Here is a 25,354-nt window from a genome sequence, read left to right on the forward strand (position 1 = left end):
ATAATATATTTATACAAGGGAGATGATTTTATGTATCCAATAAAATTTAAAAATCTGTATTATGAAAAAATATGGGGGGGAAGGGATTTTGAATTATTTAGAGATGATCTTCCTGAAGGCAAAATAGGAGAAAGCTGGGATGTAGCATGCCATCCAAATGGCATAAGTATAGTTTCAAATGGAAAGTTCAGTGGAATGAGATTTGATGAGCTCATCAGAAATGAGGGAGATAAACTTTTGGGAACAAAGATTGATAAGAATAGATTTCCACTGCTTGTAAAATTGATCAATGCTACTGACAAGTTGTCTATTCAAGTTCATCCCGATGATGAATATGCAGACAGGGTTGAAAAGCAAATGGGCAAGACTGAAGCATGGTATGTTATAGAAGCATTTCCAGGTGCCAACCTGATAGTAGGTGCTAAAGAAGGGTGTACTTATGAACAGTTTAAAAATGGGATAGCTGAAGGAAATCTGGAGGCTTGTATGAATAGAATACATGTAAGAAAAGGGGATGTATTCTTTATTAAGAGTGGTATGGTACACGCTATATGCGAAGGCGTAATTCTGGCTGAAATACAGCAGAATAGTGATGTTACCTATAGGGTATATGACTATAATAGAGGAAGAGAGCTGCATGTAAAAAAGGCCCTGGATGTGGTTAACTTAAAGTTAAAGGCAAAAAATAGTACCGGTATTAGAGTTTTGAGGAATGGATATTCTGAAACCTATTTGTGTCTTTCAGAAAAATTCTCCATGGAATTGTATGATATATGGAGTGAAGCTGAAGAATCCAGTGATGAAGAGAGATTTCATATATTTACTTGTGTAGATGGTAGAGGAGATGTAGTTTATAATAATGGTGCCGAACCGATAAAAACTGGTGATAGTATTCTTATTCCCGCAAGCATGGGAAAATATAAGCTAAAAGGGAAATTTAAACTCATAAAAAGTTACGTACCCGATATCCATAAAGTTGAGAGGGAAATACTGGATGAAGTCGAGAAATAACACAAAATAAAAAAATTTTCAATAAACACTTGATTTATAATAATAATTATTATATAATAAAAACTGTTGAAACAAACGATAACAGTTATAAATAGATTAACCAATAAAAAGATATTATAGGAGGATGATTTTATTATGAAAAAATTTGTATGTTCTGTCTGTGGTTATGTATATGAAGGGGATAAGGCACCGGAGAAATGTCCTGTATGCGGTGCATCTTCTGACAAATTTCAGGAAAAGACCGACGATAATGAATCCTGGGCTGATGAACATAAGGTTGGAATTGCACAAGGTGTTGACCCTGAAGTATTACAGGGCCTGAGAGATAATTTTACTGGTGAATGCTCAGAAGTAGGAATGTATCTTGCAATGGCACGTCAGGCTGACAGAGAAGGATATCCGGAAGTTGCGGCAACTTATAGAAGAGCAGCTCAAGATGAAGCAGATCATGCATCAAGGTTTGCAGAACTTTTAGGTGAAGTGCTGACAAATGATACAAAGAAAAATTTGCAGATGAGAGTAGATGCTGAAAGAGGTGCCTGTGCCGGAAAGAAAAAGCTGGCAACTCTTGCGAAAAAATTGAATTATGATGCAATTCATGATACTGTACATGAAATGTGCAAAGATGAAGCTAGGCATGGAGCAGCTTTCCAGGGAGTATTGAATAGATATTTCAAATAATCATATAAAAACAATCTGTACTTTAAATTAAAGTACAGATTGTTTTTATGCAGTTGGATATAGAAAATAACTTATCTTGTCTTTTGTAGCTGTCTGAAAATTAATGTTCCTTTCGTGATATGCATCATTTCCATATTCATTGCCTTGATTGTCACATATGTAGGCATAATTAAAGCTTTTAGGATCTACCCATTTCATAAAAGTATAAGTATGAGTTGGACCGTTTCCATATCCAATTGTGAAACATATGTCCCCGGGAAGGAGAAGAGATAGATCGGAAGATTTTTTCCAGCCCATGTTTAAAAGTGTATTTGTAAGGCCAACGGTATTTGCAGTCCCGTTTGGTATATTGACACCAATACTTCTCAGTGCTTCACTTTGATAGAATGCACAATTATTGGCATTAGGATCGTCCCCGTAACCCTGGGCAGCATGTACTTTTATTGCTCTTGTCAAAACGTCATTTCTGTTTTCATAGTCCATCAGGTAGTTGTACAATTTAACTCCTGTACTTGATTGAGTTATTTTCCCATTTGATATGGTGTTTGCCGGTTCACCGGGTTTTATAGTAAGATTCAGTGTTATAGTTCCATAATCCTTTATGGTACCTTTAAATGTATAGTTTCCAGAAATATTTGTATTGACAGAAGGCTTGTCCCATGAAACAGCCACTTGGGAAGTTGTACCGTCAGACATATTTGCACTTACAGTAGTGTATAGATTGAAATTGTCGCCCTGGTTTATAGTTATATTTATATCATCTACTGAGGATATAACTGCAGCTGTTTTAAAATCCACTATAGTCGGATTTGAAAGCTGTTTTCCGAATTTTGAAATTATATCCTTTGATATTGACAAAACATATTCTGTCTGAGGATTTAATTTATCCAATGATGTTACAGTAATTGTCTGGCATAAACTATCGGATGTCATGTTAATTGGAATCTCTATAGTGTCTTCTTTGTTGGTCAATTTTATTTTGTCATCCAACGTGGCGATATCAACGGGTTCATTAAACTTTATTTTCCATGATTTAGTTACGGGAATATCTTCCTTTGTAACTATGGTACTTTCCGTATCGGAAGAAGTACTTGAATTAGTTGTTGCCTTAATTGACTCATTTTGCTTGATTTGTGTAACTGCTGGTTTATCAGTAAGCTTGTCTATAGAATTGGATGCAGCAAATGTGGTTGTATTTCCAGTTAATTGAATTGCAGCATATATTCCACAAAATATTAAGAAATTTTTTGTGAAGTTTTTCATTTTAACCCTCCCCTGTTTTTTATTTATAGTTTAACCTTTTTTTTAATTCATTTCAATAAGATGTTCATATAGTAAGGGTATTAATTATATTCAATTGAATAAGATAGGTATATATAATTGTAAAGGTGGATATATTTATGCATAAAAAAATTTTTTATTGTTTAAAGTGTATTGTGATAAGGTTCATAAAAGATGATATTATGGCACTGTCTTCACAGCTTGCATATAGTTTGATATTCTCTTTTTTCCCGTTCTTGATCTTTGTTATAAGTATTATAGGATATATTCCGCTGGAAAGTGGTGATGTACTCACCATGCTGAATGGAATACTGCCATCAGACATATTAAATCTCATAGATGATACTGTTATAAATATAGTAGATACTAAAAACAGCCGCATATTGTTTTTAAGTTTGATTTTTACAATATGGACTGCTTCAAGCGGATTCCAGGCCGTTATAAGAGGGCTGAATATGGCGTACAATTTGGAAGAGAATAGAAGCATATTGAAATTATATATTGTATCAATACTATGTACTTTAGGATTTATAGTTATAATTTTTATTACTGGTGTTCTTCTGGTTTTTGGGAGGTTGTTAGGTGAATTTTTGGTGTACAGATTACAGCTCCCCGGAGAATTTAATTTTGCATGGAATATTTTAAGATATATAGTTATGCTTCTGGCCATAAATGTTATTTTTGCTGCAGTTTACAAATACACTCCGAACATTAAACTCAAGTGGAGGGAAGTAATATTAGGTACATGTGTATCCACAATCAGTCTTGTTCTAGTATCCATTTGTTTTGCATTTTATGTAAATAATTTTTCGAATTATTCAGTTATTTATGGAAGTATAGGTGCAGTAATAGTTCTATTAACATGGCTTTTTATTCTTTCGAATATAATAATAATAGGTGGGGAGATTAATGCAATAATGTACAGAAAGAGGTAAATTGTAAAAAGACCCTCTATATTGAATATTAATATAGAGGACTTTTTCTGGCTCCGGTTATGTTAAAAAATTATCTTTTAATATATCTGCAAGTATTCTGCCATTTTGTATTGCGAGCATTATTTTACCAGATTTGCTTGTGTCCCCCAAAAGTATTCCACCTGCTAATTTGTCATCGTCAAAGAATAATTTTAAATATTCTCCTTTAGATTGATCGGAATATGAAATATTTTTCAATTCTGGTGAAAATATTCCACAGGAAAATAGATTTGAATTCATTGAAGAAAAAATAACCGATGATACAAATGAAGAAAAAATGGATTCCTCACCTGAAGAATTTGCACCGGCAATTTTGCCCATTTCAACAGCAGCAGGCCAGTTTCCATAAACCTTACCGTTGTATTCACATATATCACCACATGCATAAATGTCTTTTAAAGAAGTTTCCATTTTATCATTTACCATTATACCCTTGTCTGTCTTTATACCTGCGCTTTCAGCAAGCTGTTTATTTGGACGTATGCCAACGGAAAATAGTACAATGTCTGCAGCTATTGATTTGCCGCTTTTTAATCTTACTCCGGAAACTTTTTCACTGCCGGTTATTTCTTCTACACTGTCTCCAAGTATTATCTCAACTCCAGATTTATCAATGGATTTTTTAAATATTACAGCGCCTTCATCATCAAGTTGTCTGGGTAATAGTCGGTTGGAAAATTCCACAACTGTTACAGAAAGTCCTGATTTTTTAATTTCCCAGGCAGCTTCAAGTCCCAGCAGTCCGCCGCCTACTATTACAGCACTTTTACTTTTATCTATATATGATCTTATGGTGTTGGCATCTTTTATAAATTTTAAAGTGAATACACCTTCTTTGTCGGTTCCGTTTATAGGCGGGATAAAACTTACGCTCCCATTTGCAATAATTAATTTATCATAGCTGAGTTCTTCGTTATTTTGAAGCAGTATTTTTTTTGAGGTTGGAAATATATTTTTTACTGAGGTGTTTAAAATAAGATCAATGTTATTATCAGCATACCATTTTTCATTTTTTACATAGAATTTGGCTTCCTCCATATCTGTAGAAAGACATTTTGACAGTTCAGGCCTGTAATAGGTAATGCAGTTTTCTTCCGATACTATTTTTATATCGGCTTTTTCATTTCTGTTTCTTATGGATTCGGCAGCATTTAATCCAGCAGCTCCATTTCCTATTATCACAAATTTATTTGAACTGGAATTTTTGAAGCCATCAGTAGTTTCTTTTACTTCTATAAATTGACTGGAATCTGCCCCGCATACAGGACAGGTACTTGGAGGTTCAGGTCCTTCAAATATCACCCCGCAGATCAGACATTTCCACTTTTTTATTTCAGTTGATTCAAGTATAGAACTATCCATGCTAAACCCCCTATCATTAGATAATAATTATTATTTAATACAATTATATTATATGACATATTGAAAATCAATTCTATTGACAAAAATTTATGGAATATATATACTTGAAATTAATAGTACAACTCTTTAAAGTGGCTTAGTTGACATAAGTATTTAACTTATGTCCTTTTATTTTCAATATAATTTAGGAGTGAATTAGCCTATGTTTAATTTTTCAGAAGACAGTCTTGTATTGGCTGCACCAGTTGACGGTAAAGCTGTGAATTTATCGGAGGTTGAAGATGAAGTGTTTTCACAGAGAATAGTTGGTGATGGAGTAGCCATTCAGCCTTCAGGAGAACTGATTGTTTCTCCGGCTTGCGGGAAAGTTGCTATTATATTTAAAACAAATCATGCTTTTGGTATAGAACTTGAAAATGGAATTGAAGTTTTAGTACATATAGGAATCAACACTGTAGAGTTGGATGGAAATGGATTTGAAAGATTGATAGAGGAAGGGGCGGATGTTAAGCAGGGTGATGCGATTATAAAAATAGATAAAAAATACATAGAACATAGAGGATACTCTCTTATAACATCTGTAATAATTACCAATACGGATAATGTAGATTATATAGATTATGTAAACCTGGGTTCAGATGTAAAAGCAGGAAAAGATACTATTATAAACTATAAAATGAAATGATGAAGTGTGAATAAGGAAACAAAAAAGCAGTTTACAATATAAAATAATTTCTGACAATGTTTGACAATAAAAAAATCAATATTGATTTTTTATTATCTAGTGTATTGTTTTTTATGGAATTAGCTAATTTATGTTGTCATATAAAAGGGATAATTTATGATTCCAATTATCAGAAAGTGACAGGATTTTTTTATAATATGTGCTAACATTATCTTTATAAAAAAAATATATTAATTGTTTTATAGGGGGAGTAGCACATGATAATAGAGAATTTACTGAGAACAGAGGGAGAAGATTTAGAAGGTTCCATGAAAAGGGTTTACTCTTATAGACTTATTAAGAATCAGATGGATATTATCTGTGATTGGAATACTGTTCCATTGCAATCCTATGGCATTGAGATAGAAAGACAGGATATATTGAATGATCACTTAATAGATGTATGCAGGGATTGTGTGAAAAATATAAGTCCGAACAGGTATAAAGTACATAACCTGCTCAAATTATTGTATGATAGTCAGGTATCACCTATTTATCTGGTTGATGTAATTGGTGATTATGTGGATGAATATATTTTAGACTTTGACAAGCAGCTTAAATCAATGGCATATTAGAGGTTTGGTGGAATAAATATTGTTAATATTTATTCCGCTTTTCATTTAAAAATACATATTTTGCATTATTATATATATTGAAGTTTAAATTGATATGGAGGTGTTGTATTGATTATAGGTATCGGAACGGATATAGTTAAAATAGATAGAATAAAAAGTGCAGTGTTCAGGCATCCCAATTTTATTAATAGATTTTTTGACGAGCAGGAAATTGAGTATTTTAACAGCAGAAATTTAGCACCGGAATCTATAGCAGGCAGGTTTGCAGCGAAAGAGGCTGTTTCAAAGGCACTTGGAACTGGTTTCAATGGATTTGGGTTTAAAGATATATCAATAGCCAGGAATACTTCGGGAAAACCTATAGTAATTTTAAGAGGTGAGGCAAAGTTCCTGGCGGAGAAATATGGTAATTATAAAATACATTTGAGTATATCGCATGAATTTGACAATGCTGTGGCATTTGCAGTAATGGAGGTTGATAAGATTGAAAATTGCCAGTGTGGAGATAATGAGAAATATTGATAGTTATTGTATAGACGAACTAAAAATACCAGGTATAATACTTATGGAAAATGCTGCTTTAAAAGTAATAAAAAATATTGATATGAAAAATTTCAATTCTTTTTGTGTATTCTGTACCAAAGGAAACAATGGTGGTGATGGATTTGCCGTTGCAAGACATTTGTATAATTCAGGAAAATCAATAAATGTATTTCTGATTGGAAATGAAAATAATATGAGTCATGATTGCAAGGTAAATTATGACATATTGAAAAAACTGGGTATAAAGATAAACAAAATAAATGATTATACACAAATCGAGTCTTTAGAGCGATATATAAAATTCAGTGATATGATTATCGATGCTGTTTTCGGTACAGGACTTTCCAGGGATGTTGAAGGTATATATGCAGAAGTTATAAAATCCATAAATGATAACAGCAAATATACACTTTCCATAGATATACCATCAGGATTGAATGGAAATACAGGAAGTGTTTTAAAAAATTGTATCAGAGCTGATAAAACAGTTTCTTTCCAGATGTACAAAAGTGGATTTTTCAAGTATGGGGCAGATAAATTTATCGGAGAACTGATAGTTGAAGATATAGGTATTCCCGATTCTGCAATTGAGAAGTTTGATATTGGAGAGTTTATAGTGGATAACTGCTATATAAGAGGTGTACTTAAAAAAAGAAATAAATATTCTCATAAAGGAGATTTTGGAAGAGTACTTGTTGTTGCAGGATCAGATGGTTTTTCAGGTGCAGCTTATATAAGTACCCAATCTGCAGTAAAAAGTGGTGCAGGACTTGTAACTCTGGCCTGCAGAGAAAACATACAGAAAATCATGAGCCAAAAACTTACTGAGGCAATGACCTTCAAGCTGGAAGAGGAAAAAAAATTGGAGAATTTTATTGAAAGGTCTGCTTCTATAGGGATAGGGCCAGGTATGGGAAATAATAAAGTTACTCTGGATATTTTAAAAAAAGTTGTAAATAAGGCAAGTAATACTGTAGTGATTGATGCAGATGGTATCAATGTATTGAGAGATAACCTGGATATCTTGAAAAATAGAAACTGCAATATAATAATGACGCCCCATCCAGGAGAAATGTCCAGGATTACCGGCTTGGATATAGATTATATAGAGGACAACAGGATTGAAGTTGCAAAGAAATTTGCCAGAGATTATAATGTAATTCTCGTATTGAAAGGATACAATACTGTTATTACAGATGGATATACTACAGCTTTAAATTCCACAGGAAACAGTTCAATGGCTTCTGGGGGTATGGGAGATTGTCTGACGGGAATTATTGCATCATTTGCAGCACAAAAATATAAGGCTTTTGAAGCTGCTTGTATTTCTGTATATATCCATGGGATCTGTGGAGACAGGCTCTCGAAGAATATGTTTTGTGTAAGTGCTTCTGATATAATAAATGAAATTCCATATGCCATAAAAGATATATTATGTAATACAAATTAATGTAATGGAATAGTATTAGTAGTGAAATACATGAATTTGGAGGAATATAATGTGTAAAAAGCTGCTGATTATTTTCATTATGTGTTTTGCTGCAATATGTGTTCTTGCATCCTGTAATAAAAGAATGAAGAATACGGAGGATGTAATAAATTACCTTAAAGATTTGGACAGCTACAGCTGCAATGTAAAAATCCAGATAAAAAATGATAAACAGAATATAGAATATAATGGAACACAGTTTTATAGCAGGGAATATGGCAATAGATTCGAGATCGGAAAAGACAGAATAATGATATATAAGAAAAATAAAATATTTGTGCAGGATTTGAAAAACGGAAGTGTGTATAATACTGAGGATGACTTTGACAGCTTGTTTAAATTGTGCTTTATAGATGAATATGTATATTTGATTTATACGAATGAAAAAGTTGATAATTCATTCAAAAAAATATATAATGAGGAATATCAAGTTATAAGTTTGGATATTCCCGGCAATAATAAGAATATATGCAAAGCTCGACTATATATGAATTCAGAAACTGGTTCTCCAGGGTATCTGATAATCTATGATTCTCTTGGAGATGAAAAGGTAAAAGTCGAGTACAGCAATTTTAAACAAAATGTAAAACTTGAAAAAAAATTATTTGATATAGGCGGTGTAGATAAGCAGTAAGACGCATTTTGTGAAATAATTTCTAATTACAGGGGATAAAGGTTATTATTGATATTTATCCATCAAGCTAGATGGACAAGAGCAGTTCATTGCAGGTAAAGCCCATAGCAATTTTTTAAAATATTTAAAAATTAATATTTTCCTAATACATAAGATTTTAATAATATTGTAGAAATACATACTTTTATTTTAAATTTCCATAAATTGAGGTTATGTATAAACAATGGATGTTTGTAAAAGATATCATGTCAAAAAATAGTAGAAAAATGAATGAATATGAAATTTTTTTGACATATGTGCCTAATATGACTATAATTATTTTATGTTATTATCTTTTGCTTACGTCAATAGGAGGTATTAATTTTTAAATGTCAAATTCGAAAAGGTTAGTAGTGAGTCTTTCAGGAACGCTGTATGATGAATTTAATAGGGCACTTAAAGAAGATTGCAAAAAAAGAAGTGAATTTATTAAGGAAGCTATCATATTATATATTAAGGAGAAAAAAAGGTTAAATAATATATCAGCAATGGAAAGAGGATATAGGGAAATGGCACAACTTAATCTTGAGTTTGCGGAAATGGGCTTTGCATGTGACATAAAGGAATTTAAAGAATATGAAGCGAAGCTTTCGGAGAGTGATTTGCCAAATGACAACGGTAGTGAAAAGAGGAGATATATTTTATGCTGATCTAAGCCCCGTTGTGGGTTCTGAACAGGGAGGAATCAGACCTGTTATCATTATCCAAAATGATGTTGGTAACAAATATAGTCCTACTGTTATAGTTTCAGCTATTACTTCTCAGATAAATAAGGCGAAACTTCCGACTCATGTAGAAATTTCATCAGAGGCCTATGGACTTAACAAGGATTCGGTAGTATTGCTTGAACAGATAAGAACTCTAGATAAAAGAAGATTGAAGGAAAAAATTGGCCATATGACGGATATAGATATGAAAAAAGTAGATAATGCTCTTTTGGTAAGTATAGGTATTCAATAGGCTGTTCAATATTATTGATAAGGGTAGGTTAAACCCTTATTTTTTTTATTCATAATAAATTAATAGTTTAATTTTCAATTATTTATCGGGGTATGTTATAATGAACAATGTAATGCAAGAAAACATTAATTTAGGGAGAGGTACACAATGATAGAATTTAGAAACGTGAGTAAGGTTTATAACAACAACATATTTGCGTTATCCAATATAAATATCAAGATTGAAAAAGGAGAATTTGTATTTCTGGTAGGGCCAAGCGGAGCAGGGAAAAGTACATTTGTGAAGATGATGCTGAAGGAAGTTGAACCTACAAATGGGAGTATATTGATAAATGAAAATGATATAACGAGTCTGCCTAGAAAAAAAATCCCTATGTATAGAAGAAAAATAGGAGTAGTTTTTCAGGATTTCAGGTTGATACCTACATTAAATGTATATGAGAATGTGGCATTTGCCATGAGAGTTATTGAAGCTCCACCAAAAGAAATAAGAAAAAAAGTGCCTGTTGTACTTTCACTAGTAGGACTGGCTAAAAAATATAAATCTTTTCCCCATCAATTATCGGGAGGAGAGCAGCAGAGAATATCACTTGCAAGGGCAATTGTAAATAACCCATCCATTTTAATAGCAGATGAACCTACAGGAAATTTAGACCCTGATACTGCTATGGACATAGTGGATACAATAAGTGATATAAATCGTGCGGGAACTACAGTGCTCATGGCAACTCATGCAAAGGATATAGTAGATAATATGAGAAAAAGAGTCATAGCATTGGAAAAGGGAGTAATAGTAAGAGATGAACAGAGGGGTGCATATGGCTATGAGGATTAGTACCATAAGATTTTTCATAGAAAATTCTTTTAAAAGTTTAAAGAGAAATAAAACAATAAGTATTGCGTCGGCAGCGACGGTTGCAGCAACTCTTTTCATACTTGGCATATCACTTCTCGCCATGTTGAATATACAGCAGGGTATATTGGAAGTGCAGTCAAAGGTTGAAGTGAAAATTTATTTGAAGGACAATATAACTTCAGGACAGAAATCGGATATAGAAAATAAAATAAAGTCTGTAGATGGAGTCGTATCCGTGGATTATGAGACTAAAAAGGAAGCGGTAGACAAGTTCAGATCCCAATTGGGTGATCAAAATAAATCTCTCGTAAACGGGCTTGAAAAAGACAATCCACTTCCTAATTCTTACATAATCAAGGTCAGAACCCCGGAGACCGTTTCAGAAGTAGTTAATAATATAAAGGGTATGCAGGGCATTGAAAGCATTCAGGATGGAAGAGGCATAGTAGATAAAATTATAAAGATAACCAGAACTATAAGGTGGATAGGAACAATCATATTGGTCATATTGGTGGGAGTTTCATTGTTCCTGATTGGAAATACCATAAAGCTTACGGTATATTCAAGGAGAAGAGAAATTGGAATAATGAAATATATAGGAGCCACAGACTGGTTTATAAGGTGGCCTTTCATAATTGAGGGTATGATAATAGGGCTGGCAGGTGCAATTTTTTCAGATATAATATTGTACTATTTATACAAGGTTATATATATGAAGGTATCTTCTTCATTTTTGCTGATGCAGCTTGTAAGTCCGCAGTATGTTTATACCAGCATACTTGGCATATTCATTATTGCCGGTATTTTGATAGGTGCATTAGGCAGTATACTCTCCATAAGAAAGTTCCTCATTGTTTAATTTGTGATTTTGGTGTAAGGCATGCAGTGTATTCTGCATGCTGCTTTTTATAGTTTTTGCATAATTGAATTTTTTAGTGTTATAATTATTGAATACATACATAAAAGTAATTATATAGAGCGTTATTTGAAAGAGGTGGAATAGTTTTGAATAAAAAGAAAAAATGGATTCTCGCTACCATACTGATTATTGTAGTGACAAACATTGCAACTATGATTGGTACTTATAGTTTTTGGAATGTGAGAAGAGGAAGCATAGTAAATAAGTTCGAAAAGATATTTGAGGTAAGGGATACGTTGTATAAATACTATGATGGTAAAATAAGCGATGATGTTCTTCTAGAAGGAGCATTGAAAGGTATGACATCATCACTAAAAGATCCATATACTGTGTTTATGGATAAAAAGGAATTTGAAGAATTCAATACTGAAACAGAAGGCAACTACAGTGGAATAGGAGTTCAGGTTACTTCAAACAACAACAAGATTGAAATAACAAAGGTATTTGAAGGGACACCTTCCGAGAAAGCCGGACTCAAGCAGCATGATATAATAGAAAAAGTAAATGGAACTGCTGTAAGTGGAACTGAGCTTGACAGGGCAGTTTCAATAATGCGCGGTGAGACAGGGACAGAGGTTACACTTACTATTTTCAGACAGGACAAAGGTACTTTTGAGACAAAAGTAAAAAGAGCCAAGGTAAATATGGTAACTGTAACTGGAGAAATGCTTGATAAGAATGTGGGATATATTCAGGTGTCCATGTTCGATGAAAATACATCGAAAAATTTTCAGAAGCAGCTGGTTGAATTGAAAAATAAAGGCATGAAATCCTTGATAGTAGATCTTAGGGATAATCCAGGAGGATTGCTCGATCAATGTGTAAACATGGTTTCAAATTTTATTCCAGATCAAAAGGTAATTGTTTCTACCGTTGACAAGTATGGAAACAAGAAGGAATACAAGTCAAAAGGCGGTGATTTCTATAATTTACCTATAACTCTGCTGGTAAATGGAAATACTGCAAGTGCTTCAGAAATATTCGCGGGTTCCGTACGTGACTATAAAATAGGAACTCTTGTAGGAGAGAAGACCTTTGGCAAGGGTGTAGTTCAGACTATGTTTGATACTGGAGATGGAACTGCCCTGAAGGTTACTATATCCAAGTATTACACTCCAAATGGTGAAAATATACACAAGAAAGGCATAAAGCCGGGTGTAAATGTAGCATATCCTGATAGTCTCAAGGGAAAACCATATGATAGGAATAAGGATCCGCAGTTTAAAAAAGCGCTTGATATTGCTGAAAGCAAGGCAAAGTAAAATATGATATAATATATTTGAAATTTAAATTAGACAGACAAAATTCTGTCTAATTTAATTTATGTATAGTTGAGGAGAGGGGCATTGACTTTTAATGAATATATTGATATACACTTTGAAGTCTGTAGCTTATGCGCTTACGGAGCCTTATCTGATAATGCTGCTGGCTATCATGGCTTTTGTACTATATAGAAAAAATATTCAAACTGCTGTTATGCAGAAGATGATAATTGGGGAAAGAATTAATTCACCACTTGAGTTGACTATATCTCAGGTTGTAATAGGAATTTTTGCAGGTACCATGGCGAGTATTATAATGTCCTGCCTGGGAATAGTTTTCGAACAGAGCTCAGCTGTGGAACTGGTGTTTCTGACATCCATAGTATTCATGTTTTTTAATTCAAGATTTATATGTTTTTCCTATTCTGGTGCGGTGATCGGCCTTTTAAGTGTGCTGCTTGGTAGTGCAGCTGTACATTTCAAGATGCCGGAATTGAATTTTTTAAATATAGATATAGTGTCACTTATGAGTATGATTGCGGTACTTCATTTTATGGAAGGCCTGCTTGTAATGATTGACGGAAAAACTGGAAGTATACCAGTATTTACAAGCAAAGACGGGGAAATAATCGGAGGCTTTGCACTTCAGAGATATTGGATAATACCTGTGGCTATATTTTTTGTACTTCAGAACAAGTCCCTTGTATCTTCCTCCTGGCAGTTAACGTCGCCTCCATATTGGTGGCCTATTTTAAGAAGTTCCGCAATAATGAATATTTTAAGAGATGCAGTATTGATACTTATGCCATTTTATGCCGTAGTTGGATACAGTTCCGTAACATTTACAAGAGATACAAAAGGGAAATCTTTTACTTCAGGCATAATAATAATGGCCTATAGTGCTGTCATATTTGTGCTGGCACAGCTGGCGGTCCTGAATATGTTCTTTAAAATATTTGTTCTGGTAGCGGCACCCGTTGCCCATGAAGGTATTATATTTTTACAGAGATATATTGAAACCGTTGGAAAACCAAAATACATAAGCAGTAATGAAGGCATTATGGTACTCGCTGTTGCACCGAACTCACCGGCTAACGAGATGGGTATAAAGAGCGGAGACCTTTTAGTTGAAATAAATGATACCAAAATTGAAAATGAAGAAAAAATAAGCGAAATAATAAAGGAATGTTCAAATTTTATATGGCTTAAAGTCAAAAGAGTTACAGGCAATTTTGAACAGTTGAGCTACAATAAGATGAATGGAAACAAGAAATTAGGCATAGTTTTTGTACCCAGGAACCTTCCTAAGAACAGCACCATAGTGAAGTTGGACAAAAATAAATTTTCAGATGTACTGAACAAAATAAAAAATAATGATAAGGATGATTAGAAAATGGGAGTTTTCAAAATACATTCTAAATTTAAACCCAAAGGGGATCAACCACAGGCTATAGATAGTATAACAAAGGGAATTCTAGAGGACGATAAATTCCAAACACTTCTGGGAGTAACTGGTTCCGGTAAGACTTTTACCATGGCCAATATAATAGAAAAGATTCAAAAGCCTACCCTTGTGCTTGCCCATAATAAAACGCTGGCAGCACAGCTCTGTTCTGAATTCAAGGAATTTTTCCCTGAAAACAGTGTGGAATATTTTGTTTCCTACTATGATTATTATCAGCCGGAGGCTTATGTTCCCCAGACAGATACCTATATTGAAAAAGATGCATCCATAAACGATGAAATAGATAAACTGAGGCATTCGGCCACATCGGCTCTCTTTGAGAGGAAGGATGTAATTGTGGTTGCTTCAGTTTCATGTATATATGGACTTGGAAATCCGGAAGAATATAAAAAATTGACTGTATCACTTAGGCCCGGTATGGTAAAGGATAGAGATACCATTATCAAAAAATTGGTGGAAATACAGTATGAAAGAAACAATATTAATTTTGTAAGGGGTACTTTCAGAGTTCAGGGAGATACTCTGGATATATTTCCAGCGTCATCTACAAATCATGCCATAAGAGTTGAATTTTTTGGAGATGAAATAGATAGAATAAAGGAATTTGACGCTTTGACCGGAGATACTGTGGGTATTAGAAATCATGTTTCCATATTTCCGGCATCGCATTTTGCCACTTCAAAAGAGAAACTTGAGGCAGCCATAGAGAAGATAGAGCAGGAACTGGAGGATAGGTTGAATGAGCTGACTGCCCAGGATAAACTCCTTGAAGCACAGAGAATCAGACAGAGAACCAATTTTGACATAGAGATGATGAGGGAAGTCGGATACTGCAGCGGTATTGAAAATTATTCAAGGATATTGGATGGAAGGGCAAAGGGAAGCCCGCCCCAAACGCTTATCGACTATTTCCCGAAAGATTTTCTGATGTTTATAGATGAGAGCCATGTTACGCTTCCACAGGTAAAAGCTATGTATGCAGGTGATAAATCCAGGAAACAGTCCCTTGTGGACTATGGTTTCAGATTAAAATCAGCTTTTGACAACAGACCTTTAAAATTTGAGGAATTTGAGAAAAAGATAAATCAGGTTGTATTTGTAAGTGCTACTCCTGCAGATTATGAAAAAGAACATTCGCAGAATACGGCGGAACAGATACTTAGACCTACAGGACTCTTGGATCCTGAAATTATAGTAAAGCCCATAAAGGGACAGATAGATGATCTGTTTGCTTCAATAAATGAAACTGTCAAGAAGGGATACAGAGTCCTTGTAACTACACTTACCAAGAAGATGGCGGAAGATTTGACTGATTATTTTAAGGATATAAATATAAAAGCCAGATACATGCATTCAAGTGTGGTTACCATAGAAAGGATGAAAATAATAAGAGATCTCAGAAAAGGCGAATTTGATGTACTTGTCGGAATAAATCTTCTGCGTGAGGGACTTGATATACCTGAGGTTGCCCTGGTTGCAATACTGGATGCCGACAAGGAAGGCTTTTTGAGGTCTGAAAGGTCTCTCATACAGACTATTGGAAGGGCAGCCAGAAATTCAGAGAGCAAAGTTATAATGTATGCAGATAAAATTACCGATTCCATGAATAGAGCTATTACTGAGACAAACAGGAGAAGAAAAATACAGATGGAATACAATAGGAAGCATGGAATAGTTCCAAAGACTATAAGTAAAGGAATAAGAGAAGTTATAGAAGCGACTACGGTATTGGAGGAAAAAGGGGAATATGGCAGTTTAAATGAAGCCATAGCAGGCAATAATGAAAATATAGATAAGTTGATAGAAGAAAATTCAAAATATATGAAACAGGCTGCCAAGGAGCTTAGATTTGAAGAGGCCGCACGATTGAGAGATATTATATTGAAACTGAAGAAGGAAAAGAAGCAATAATTACTAAGGAGTTATAAATATGAAAAACAGCATAATTATAAAGGGTGCTAAAGTTCACAATTTAAAAAACATAGATTTGACTATACCAAGAGACAAACTTATAGTATTTACAGGACTCTCTGGATCGGGAAAGTCTTCTCTTGCATTTGATACATTGTATGCAGAAGGTCAGAGAAGATATGTTGAATCATTGTCTGCCTATGCAAGACAATTCCTGGGACAGATGAACAAACCGGATGTAGATTATATTGAAGGACTGTCTCCAGCTATATCAATAGATCAGAAGACAACCAGTAAAAATCCACGTTCAACTGTGGGAACTGTTACGGAAATATATGATTATTTAAGACTTCTCTATGCCAGAATAGGTGTTCCCCACTGTCCTAGGTGTGGAAGAAGGATAAGTCAGCAGACAGTGGATCAAATGGTGGATAGGGTGTTTTCCCTGCCGGACAGGACAAGAATACAGATACTTGCTCCGGTCGTAAATGGACGAAAAGGCCAGCATGTGAAAGTACTTGAAAACATAAAGAAGAGTGGCTACGTGAGAGCCAGAATCGACGGTGAAATTTTAGACCTGGAAGAAGAGATAGCTCTGGATAAGAATAAAAAGCATACTATAGAAGTAGTAGTCGACAGGTTGATTGTAAAAAACGAAATTGAAGGAAGGCTGGCAGATTCTATAGAAACTTCTCTTAAATTATCAGATGGAGTAGTTATTATAAATGTTTTAGACGGGGAGGATATGCTTTTTAGTGAAAAATTTGCCTGTGTTCACTGCGGTATAAGCATAGGAGAAATTACTCCAAGAACATTTTCATTTAATTCCCCATATGGGAAATGCGATACTTGTGACGGGCTCGGCAGTCTTTTGGAAATAGACGACAAACTTGTAATACCGGACAGAAGCAAGAGCATAATGCAGGGGGCCGTACTTCCCTGGGGAAGCGGAAGTTTGAAGGAAGGTTCATGGACATTCAGTATATTGAGGGCACTTTCAAATAAATACAAGTTTGGTTTAGATACTCCAGTAGAAAAACTTGGTGATAAAGTTCTGAACATACTTTTATACGGCATGAAAGGCGACAAGATAAAAGTCAAATATGAAAAGGAAGGCAGATTGATGGAATTCAGCCATTCCTTTGAAGGGATAATAAATAATCTTAAAAGAAGATACTTTGAGACCAATTCAGATTACATAAAGAGTGAAATAGAAAATTATATGAGCAACAATCCATGCCCTGATTGTAAGGGTGCAAGATTGAGACCTGAAGTCCTTGCAGTTACGGTGGGAGAGAAAAATATACATGAGTTGTGCAGCATGTCTATAAAGGATGAACTTAAATTTTTTCAGGAATTGACTCTGTCTCAGAGGGACAGTATAATAAGCGATCAGGTACTCAAGGAAATAAATGCAAGACTCAAGTTCTTGGTTGATGTAGGACTTGACTACTTGACCCTGTCCAGAAGTTCAGGTACTTTATCCGGCGGAGAAGCCCAGAGGATAAGGCTTGCTACGCAGATAGGCTCAGGTCTGGTAGGAGTACTATACATACTTGATGAGCCAAGTATAGGACTGCATCAAAGAGATAATGACAGGCTCATAAAAACCCTGGAGCATCTGAGAGATATAGGGAATACCGTGATTGTAGTAGAGCATGATGAGGATACCATGAGAGCTGCGGATTATATAGTCGATATAGGACCTGGAGCAGGTGAGTATGGTGGTGAAGTTGTCGGATCAGGTACAATGTCCGATATAATAAATAGTAAAAGATCAATAACGGGACAGTATCTGAGCGGGAAGAAAAAAATAGAGGTACCTGAATCCAGAAGGAGTGGAAATGGCAATTGTATAGATATAAGGGGTGCATGTGAAAATAACCTCAAGAATATAGATGTAAATATACCACTTGGAGTTTTTAATTGTATTACGGGAGTTTCCGGTTCAGGAAAGAGTACCCTTGTGAATGAAGTGTTGTATAAAGGACTCAATAAAAAAATAAATGGTTCTAAAGATATGCCCGGTAAGCATAAAGATATATTTGGAACGGAAAATATAGATAAGATCATAGACATAAACCAAAGTCCCATAGGAAGGACTCCAAGGTCAAACCCGGCTACGTATACAGGTGTATTTGACATAATAAGAGATGTTTTTTCAAATACTCCGGAAGCTAAAATGAGAGGATACAAACCGGGAAGATTCAGCTTCAATGTAAAAGGTGGAAGATGTGAAGCCTGCAGAGGTGATGGAATAATAAAAATCGAGATGCAGTTTTTATCAGATGTATATGTTCAATGTGAAGTGTGTAAGGGAAAAAGATACAATAGAGAAACTCTCCAGGTAAAATACAAAGGAAAGAACATAGATGATGTTTTGAATATGACAGTGGAAGAGGCTCTGGATTTTTTCAAGAACTTACCTAGAATACACAGCAGACTTCAGACGTTGTCAGATGTGGGGCTCGGGTATGTTAAACTTGGACAGCCGTCAACGCAGCTGTCTGGCGGAGAAGCTCAAAGAGTCAAACTGGCATATGAACTTTCCAAAAGAAGTACGGGCAAGACACTTTACATACTTGATGAGCCAACTACAGGCCTTCATACTGACGATGTGAAGAGACTCATAGATATACTCCAGAGAATTGTGGATACAGGCAATACGGTTGTAGTTATAGAACATAATCTAGATGTTATAAAATGTGCAGATTATATAATAGATCTTGGACCGGAAGGTGGCGAAAGAGGCGGGGAAGTGTTGTGTACAGGTACGCCTGAGGAAGTGGCTCAAAATAAAGATTCATATACGGGACAATATCTAAAAAAAATGTTATAATCTACATAAAGACTAGCATAATCAGACTCATAGTGCTAGTTTTTTCATCTTTAGGGGAGGATATTTAAAATGGATCTGAGTAAATTGAGTTTGGTTTTTAAGATTGTGATTATAGGTATAGTATATATTATAATATTCTGGTCATTAAGGATAATGTATAAAGATGTAAAAAATGGTGGGAAAAAGTCCAAAATATCTAATAGAAGATCTTTTGGACTGGAAGTAATGATGCCTGGAGATAATTCAAACCTTCGAAAGGGAGCGGTTATTCCTATAAGAAGGGAAATAACCATAGGCAGGAAAAATGACAATATGCTTAAGCTTGAAGATCCATATGCTTCATCCCATCATGCGAGATTGTATATAAAAAATGGAAAAGACTGTGTTATAGAAGATCTTGGAAGTACTAATGGAACACTGTTAAATGGAAAAAAATTGAATGGACGCCAGTATCTGAGCTCTGGAGACGAGATAAAGATTGGCAATACTTGTTTTAAAGTTATATGATATGTGAATTTTTATGATCAAATAATTTAATAGGCGGTGGATGCATTGGATACTACTCGAGATGAGAAAAAATTACTTAAGTATACATATTTTTTATGTTTGGTTTGTTTTTTCAATTTGGCTGTAATAAAGCAGCCATTTGACAAGGGAGCTATGATAATGGCTGTGGTTACATGCCTGCTCATAGGTTATTCATACTTTGTAATAAGAAAATTCTTTTCAGATGGTGATAAGTATATATTTATATTTTCAAGTATTTTAGCCGTTATAGGGATGGTTATGCTTTACAGAATGAATATGGCAGTTTCAATCAGGCAAATCATATGGTTTGCAGTTGGGGTTACAGGATTCATATTGATTGTAGTTCTAATGCCGGATACTGTAAGCTTCAGCAAATATAGATATATATATATTGCACTCACATTGATATTTATGGGAATGGGTACATTCCACGGCATTGAAATAAATGGTTCAAAGAACTGGGTAAATATAGCAGGAGTCCAATTTCAGCCTTCTGAATTTGGAAAATTGACATTGGTTGCTTATCTCGCATCGGATTTGAAAAATTACAGGAACTTTAAACATCTTATAATACCTGGAATTGTCGTAATGGTCTGCCTGGGTTTTATGGTAGTTCAAAAAGATCTTGGTTCTGCACTTATAATTTTTGGAATATCCATAACTATGCTGTATATAGCTACATCAAAATTTAAATATGTTATAATCTGTTTTGTGCTGGCAGCAGTTGGCGCCGTTTTTAGCTATCATATGTTTGGGCATGTAAGGACAAGGGTTATGATATGGCAGAATCCATGGCCCTATGCAAATAATCAGAGTTACCAGATAATCCAGTCAATGTTTTCAATAGCTTCTGGAGGACTTACAGGATCAGGCCTTGGGTTGGGGCATCCTGAATATGTCCCAATAAATACTACTGATTTCATATTTGCAACGCTGTGTGAAGAACTTGGTATATTGATGGGATTTGCAATTATAATACTGTATTTCCTGCTTTTCTACAGGTGCATGAGGGCGGCAGTATATTGCAATGATGAGTTTTCAAGGCTTTTAGCAGTAGGATACAGTGCAATGATTGCATCACAGGTGCTGGTTATAGTAGGAGGGGTTATGAATGCCATTCCACTTACAGGAGTAACTCTTCCACTGGTAAGTTATGGTGGAAGTTCTATGCTGATAACATTTTTTTCTCTGGGTATAATTCAGAAAATATCAGAAGAGGGTAGGTAGCATGAATAACATACTAAACAATATAAAAAAGGTAATGCTTGTATTTCTGCTGTGCTTTATAGGATTGATTTCATATATGACATATTTTGAGATGCTTGTAGGTCCCAATATAGTCAACAGCAGTTACAATAGGAGAATGTGGATCAAGAGAAATGAAGTGCTTAGGGGTACTATATATGATAGAAACGGGAATCCTCTCACTAAAAGTGAGCCCATAAATTCAGAAACACAGAAGAGGGAATATACTGGAGGGGAAGTATTTTCCCATGCACTTGGGTATGTAGATGAAAAGTATGGGATAACCGGTTTGGAAAGAAAATATGATGATGAGCTCATGTCAACGGATGTCAAGGATAACTTGAAGAGCCTTATTGAAAACAAGGGGAAATCCATAAAAAAGGTTGGAAATGGAGTCAAGACAACACTCGATACGGCAACACAGAAAAAAGCCTATGATCTTTTGGGAGAGAACAGGGGTGCCGTAGTGGCGCTGAATCCAAAGACGGGAGAGGTAATAGCAATGGTTTCAAAGCCTTCTTTTGATCCAAATAATTTAAAAGACAGCTGGGCGGATATAAATAAAAATTCCAGCAGACCACTTCTCAACAGGGCAACCGCCGGTTTGTATCCTCCAGGATCTACTTTTAAAACTGTTACAGCTATAAGTGCTCTTGAAAATATAAGCGGTGTAAGAAGCAAGACTATCAATGATACAGGGTCTGTCCAGATAGGATCTGATTATGTATTGCACAACTACAACGGCGAGGTTCTGGGAAGCATAAATTTTGAAGAAGCTTATGCACATTCAAGCAATGTATATTTTGGAACGCTTGGATTGGAACTTGGAAATGACAAATTGAAAGAGACTGCGGAAGAATTTTACTTTAATAAAAGTATTCCTACAGATGGTATACCTGTGGAGCCAAGTCATTTTCCAGCATTGAAATCTTATGAAAGAGGCAGTATAGCACAGAGTGCCATAGGGCAGAGCAGCGATCTTGCAAGTCCCCTTCAAATGGCAGTTCTGGTAAGTACCATTGCCAATGGAGGAGTCATGATGAAACCGCATCTTGTAACTTCCGTAGTTACGAGTAAAGGGGAATTGGTAAAGACAATATCACCTGAATCCATAGGACAAATCATATCTCCAGATATTGCAAATACGATGAAAAACATGATGAAATCTGTTGTGGATTATGGTACTGGAACAGGTGCGTCCATAAGTGGAATAGAAGTTTCAGGTAAAACAGGTACCGCAGACAACCAGGTAATGGGTCAAAATTCTCCACCACATTCATGGTTTATAGGTTTTGCACCATATGAAGATCCACAGGTAGCAATTGCAGTAATTGTAGAAAATGGAGGGCAGGGTGGACTTATCGCAGCATCTATAGCATCACAGGTAATAGCTGCTTCGCTTGGAAAGTAATAGTAGAAGGATAATTTATAGTGTAATTTCCCGGGGAATTTTATTGTAAAAAGTAATATTGTAATGGATTTAATGTTATAATATAGTCACTATTGGGAAATACTATTACTTTTATTATGAGAAGGAGAGAAAATGAAAGGTAAAACTCATGCAGGAATGGGTATACTTACTTTTTTATCTGTTTATGAAATAATACCTGGAGGATTTAGTTATTTTGGGATGATTATAGTTGTATTTTCATCTGTACTGCCGGATATAGATCATCCAAAGAGTATAATCAACAAATATATTCTTCCATTTAAAAATAAAATGACGAAAGTTGTACTGTATGGATGCATTGGCATAATATTATTATGGTATGATTATCTGTATTTGCATGAACCACTGATAAGGGCATTGGGTATAGTATTTATTATAATAGCCATATCTTCACATAGAAGCGGGCTTACACACAGCCTTATGGGGATGGCTATGTTTTCATTCATAGCTGGATATCTTGGAAATATGTATGATATAAAGTATCTTGTCTATTATTTTATGATAGGTTATGGTATGCATCTTATCTGTGATATGTTTACAAATAGGGGAGTGCCGTTATTTTATCCCTTCAGGAAGAAGAAGGTGAAGTTTCCACTTACATATAGGACCAATTCTAAAATCGGTTCTGCTATAGAACAGCTTCTTATGATAGGCGGACTTCTTTTTACTATCTATAAAATACCAGCTATATTTTATAGATAATTGATGTATCTAGAGGTGATGGAATGTTTGATTTTGATTATCAATTAAAAGTACTGCCGGATAAACCTGGTGTATATATTATGAAGGATTCTCTTGGAGGAGTTATATATGTTGGAAAGGCCAAAGTCATTAAAAACAGAGTCAGGCAGTATTTCCAGAATTCAAGAAATCATTCTAATAAAGTAAGAGCCATGGTGGAAAATGTGGCAGAGTTTGAATATATAGTTACTGATTCTGAAATAGAAGCACTTATATTGGAATGCAATTTAATAAAAAAATACCGGCCTAAATATAATATACTGTTAAAGGATGACAAACATTATCCATTTATAAAGATAACTTTAAATGAGGATTTTCCAAGAGTTATGATTACAAGGAGAATAAAAAAGGATGGATGCAAGTATTTTGGACCATTTCCAAATTCATCTTTCGTATATGAAACTATAGAGCTTATAAAAAAAATATTTCCTGTGAGAACCTGCAGAATGAAAATAATAGATGGGAAAATGGCTGCAAGACCATGTTTAAACTATTTTATAAATCTATGCAAGTCACCCTGTACTGGATATATAACTAAATGTGAATATGACAAAATAGTTCAGGAGATTATAGATTTGCTGTCTGGAAAAGATAGAGATATAATGAAGAAACTGAAGCTTGAAATGGAAACTGCTTCGGAAGACATGGAGTTTGAAAAAGCTGCGGATTTGAGGGATAAAATATTTGCAATCAAGAAGATAACTGAGAAGCAGAAAATAATAACTGGAAATTTTGAAGATGAAGACTTTATAAACATATCTTCTGATGACAGGGACAGCTGTATACAGATATTTTTTCTGAGGGATGGGAAAATAGTTGGAAGAGAGCATTATATCGTGGAAAATACAGCCGGAATGCCAAAAGATGAAATAGTATCAAATTTTATCAAAGAATTTTATGGTGGAACTGCATACATAGCCAAAAATATATATGTTCCCTGTTTAGAAGACATGGAGCTTTTGACAGAGTGGCTCAGCATGAAGAAAGATTCAAAAGTCACTATTAAAATTCCACAAAAAGGGGACAAAAAATCCACATTGGATCTTGTAGAAAAGAATGCCAGAACAACGCTTCAAAATTTTAAGATGAAACTCATTCACGACAGCCGGGGGCATAGGGAGGCGTTGCAGGAACTCGCCGATTTACTCGGACTTGAGGATATCCCGCATAGAATGGAAGCCTATGATATATCGAATATTCAAGGTGTGGATTCTGTTGGCAGCATGGTGGTGTTTGAAGATGGACTGGCAAAGCATAGTGATTATAGAAGGTTTAAAATAGATACGGTTAAAGGGGCAAATGATTATGACAGCCTGGCGGAAATATTGACCAGGAGATTCAGACATGGATTAAATGAAATAGAGAGAATACAGAAGAAAAATTTAAAATTAAGTGCAGGCAAGTTCTGTGTATTTCCTGATCTGATTCTCATGGATGGAGGAAAAGGCCAGATAAATACGGCTGTCAGAGTACTTGAAAATTTTGAAATAGACATACCTGTATGTGGTATGGTAAAAGATAGCAGTCACAAAACAAGAGGAATTATATATAATAATATAGAACTTATGGTAAGTTCCCATTCTAGTTTGATGAAACTTATTACCAGAATACAGGATGAAGTTCACAGATTTGCTATAACCTATCATAGGAGTCTGAGGAATAAAAGAGTGCTGCATTCAATACTCGATGATATTCCCAATGTTGGTGACAAGAGAAGAAAAGTACTTTTGAAGGAGTTTGGAAACATAGAAAACATAAGAAGTGCAACTTTTGAGAGACTTATGGAAACACCTTCTATTGACAGGAGGACGGCGGAGAGTATTATAAATTATTTTAAAAATGAACCAGATTAAAGGAGAATGCAAC

At 34.7% G+C, this 25,354-nt stretch carries 23 protein-coding genes; 21 read left to right on the forward strand and 2 right to left on the reverse strand.

The window, feature by feature from the left end:
• Positions 1-30 precede the first annotated feature (30 nt).
• Positions 31-1,011 (forward strand): type I phosphomannose isomerase catalytic subunit, encoded by a 981-nt coding sequence (locus LKE46_RS16790; RefSeq protein WP_291725084.1) that lies wholly within the window; start codon positions 31-33, stop codon positions 1,009-1,011.
• A 135-nt stretch (positions 1,012-1,146) separates the two neighbouring features.
• Positions 1,147-1,692, forward strand: coding sequence for an NADH peroxidase (locus tag LKE46_RS16795; RefSeq protein WP_291725086.1), 546 nt, complete (start codon positions 1,147-1,149; stop codon positions 1,690-1,692).
• 45 nt (positions 1,693-1,737) lie between these two features.
• Here LKE46_RS16795 and LKE46_RS16800 read toward each other — a convergent pair whose 3' ends face one another.
• Positions 1,738-2,955 carry an Ig-like domain-containing protein gene (locus tag LKE46_RS16800; RefSeq protein ID WP_291725090.1) on the reverse strand — a complete coding sequence of 406 codons (1,218 nt, stop codon included), beginning with the start codon at positions 2,953-2,955 and terminating at the stop codon, positions 1,738-1,740.
• A 137-nt stretch (positions 2,956-3,092) separates the two neighbouring features.
• Between LKE46_RS16800 and LKE46_RS16805 the strand changes: the two genes are divergently transcribed.
• Positions 3,093-3,908, forward strand: coding sequence for a YihY/virulence factor BrkB family protein (locus tag LKE46_RS16805; RefSeq protein WP_291725092.1), 816 nt, complete (start codon positions 3,093-3,095; stop codon positions 3,906-3,908).
• A gap of 57 nt (positions 3,909-3,965) precedes the next feature.
• Here the strand turns inward: LKE46_RS16805 and LKE46_RS16810 are convergent, their stop codons facing one another.
• A complete protein-coding gene (locus tag LKE46_RS16810) occupies positions 3,966-5,309 on the reverse strand; it encodes an FAD-dependent oxidoreductase (RefSeq protein WP_291725095.1) in 1,344 nt (447 codons plus the stop codon).
• Between the two features lie 202 nt (positions 5,310-5,511).
• Between LKE46_RS16810 and LKE46_RS16815 the strand changes: the two genes are divergently transcribed.
• The 18 genes from LKE46_RS16815 to uvrC all read left to right on the forward strand — a co-directional run bounded on the left by LKE46_RS16815 (position 5,512) and on the right by uvrC (position 25,341).
• Positions 5,512-5,994 carry a PTS sugar transporter subunit IIA gene (locus LKE46_RS16815; protein WP_291725098.1) on the forward strand — a complete coding sequence of 161 codons (483 nt, stop codon included), beginning with the start codon at positions 5,512-5,514 and terminating at the stop codon, positions 5,992-5,994.
• Positions 5,995-6,251: 257 nt separating this feature from the next.
• Positions 6,252-6,608, forward strand: a complete 357-nt coding sequence (locus tag LKE46_RS16820) for a DUF6514 family protein (protein WP_291725101.1) — start codon at positions 6,252-6,254, stop codon at positions 6,606-6,608.
• Positions 6,609-6,716: 108 nt separating this feature from the next.
• Complete coding sequence (locus LKE46_RS16825; protein ID WP_291725103.1) at positions 6,717-7,130, forward strand: holo-ACP synthase; 414 nt, start codon at positions 6,717-6,719, stop codon at positions 7,128-7,130.
• Positions 7,093-8,601, forward strand: coding sequence for an NAD(P)H-hydrate dehydratase (locus tag LKE46_RS16830; RefSeq protein ID WP_291725106.1), 1,509 nt, complete (start codon positions 7,093-7,095; stop codon positions 8,599-8,601). The genes LKE46_RS16825 and LKE46_RS16830 overlap by 38 nt, the downstream gene beginning before the upstream one ends.
• 49 nt (positions 8,602-8,650) lie before the next feature.
• On the forward strand, positions 8,651-9,274 hold the full coding sequence (locus LKE46_RS16835) for a germination lipoprotein GerS-related protein (RefSeq protein ID WP_291725110.1): 624 nt from the start codon (positions 8,651-8,653) through the stop codon (positions 9,272-9,274).
• A gap of 368 nt (positions 9,275-9,642) precedes the next feature.
• Positions 9,643-9,963 (forward strand): CopG family ribbon-helix-helix protein, encoded by a 321-nt coding sequence (locus tag LKE46_RS16840; protein ID WP_291725113.1) that lies wholly within the window; start codon positions 9,643-9,645, stop codon positions 9,961-9,963.
• Positions 9,923-10,273, forward strand: coding sequence for a type II toxin-antitoxin system PemK/MazF family toxin (locus LKE46_RS16845; RefSeq protein WP_291725116.1), 351 nt, complete (start codon positions 9,923-9,925; stop codon positions 10,271-10,273). Before LKE46_RS16840 ends, LKE46_RS16845 begins: the two co-directional genes overlap by 41 nt.
• A 147-nt stretch (positions 10,274-10,420) precedes the next feature.
• Entirely contained in the window at positions 10,421-11,107 is a 687-nt protein-coding gene (ftsE, locus tag LKE46_RS16850) for a cell division ATP-binding protein FtsE (protein ID WP_291725119.1), read from the forward strand.
• Positions 11,097-11,987, forward strand: coding sequence for a permease-like cell division protein FtsX (gene ftsX, locus LKE46_RS16855; protein ID WP_291725737.1), 891 nt, complete (start codon positions 11,097-11,099; stop codon positions 11,985-11,987). The genes ftsE and ftsX overlap by 11 nt, the downstream gene beginning before the upstream one ends.
• A 146-nt stretch (positions 11,988-12,133) precedes the next feature.
• Positions 12,134-13,309 (forward strand): S41 family peptidase, encoded by a 1,176-nt coding sequence (locus LKE46_RS16860; protein WP_291725122.1) that lies wholly within the window; start codon positions 12,134-12,136, stop codon positions 13,307-13,309.
• A 94-nt stretch (positions 13,310-13,403) separates the two neighbouring features.
• On the forward strand, positions 13,404-14,699 hold the full coding sequence (locus tag LKE46_RS16865; protein ID WP_291725125.1) for a PDZ domain-containing protein: 1,296 nt from the start codon (positions 13,404-13,406) through the stop codon (positions 14,697-14,699).
• 3 nt (positions 14,700-14,702) lie between these two features.
• Entirely contained in the window at positions 14,703-16,685 is a 1,983-nt protein-coding gene (gene uvrB, locus LKE46_RS16870; protein ID WP_291725128.1) for an excinuclease ABC subunit UvrB, read from the forward strand.
• Positions 16,686-16,704: 19 nt separating this feature from the next.
• Positions 16,705-19,524 carry an excinuclease ABC subunit UvrA gene (uvrA, locus tag LKE46_RS16875; RefSeq protein ID WP_291725130.1) on the forward strand — a complete coding sequence of 940 codons (2,820 nt, stop codon included), beginning with the start codon at positions 16,705-16,707 and terminating at the stop codon, positions 19,522-19,524.
• 69 nt (positions 19,525-19,593) lie between these two features.
• The gene (locus tag LKE46_RS16880; protein WP_291725132.1) at positions 19,594-20,031 is read left to right on the forward strand and encodes an FHA domain-containing protein; all 438 of its coding nucleotides are present in this window, start codon (positions 19,594-19,596) and stop codon (positions 20,029-20,031) included.
• 45 nt (positions 20,032-20,076) lie between these two features.
• Positions 20,077-21,279, forward strand: a complete 1,203-nt coding sequence (locus LKE46_RS16885) for an FtsW/RodA/SpoVE family cell cycle protein (RefSeq protein WP_291725134.1) — start codon at positions 20,077-20,079, stop codon at positions 21,277-21,279.
• A gap of 1 nt (position 21,280) precedes the next feature.
• Positions 21,281-22,708, forward strand: coding sequence for a peptidoglycan D,D-transpeptidase FtsI family protein (locus tag LKE46_RS16890; RefSeq protein ID WP_291725137.1), 1,428 nt, complete (start codon positions 21,281-21,283; stop codon positions 22,706-22,708).
• A 132-nt stretch (positions 22,709-22,840) separates the two neighbouring features.
• Positions 22,841-23,449, forward strand: coding sequence for a metal-dependent hydrolase (locus tag LKE46_RS16895; RefSeq protein WP_291725140.1), 609 nt, complete (start codon positions 22,841-22,843; stop codon positions 23,447-23,449).
• Positions 23,450-23,472: 23 nt separating this feature from the next.
• On the forward strand, positions 23,473-25,341 hold the full coding sequence (gene uvrC, locus LKE46_RS16900; protein WP_291725143.1) for an excinuclease ABC subunit UvrC: 1,869 nt from the start codon (positions 23,473-23,475) through the stop codon (positions 25,339-25,341).
• Positions 25,342-25,354 lie beyond the last annotated feature (13 nt).

The sequence above is a fragment of the Clostridium sp. genome (genome assembly GCF_022482905.1).
Lineage (GTDB): Bacteria > Bacillota > Clostridia > Clostridiales > Clostridiaceae > Clostridium_B.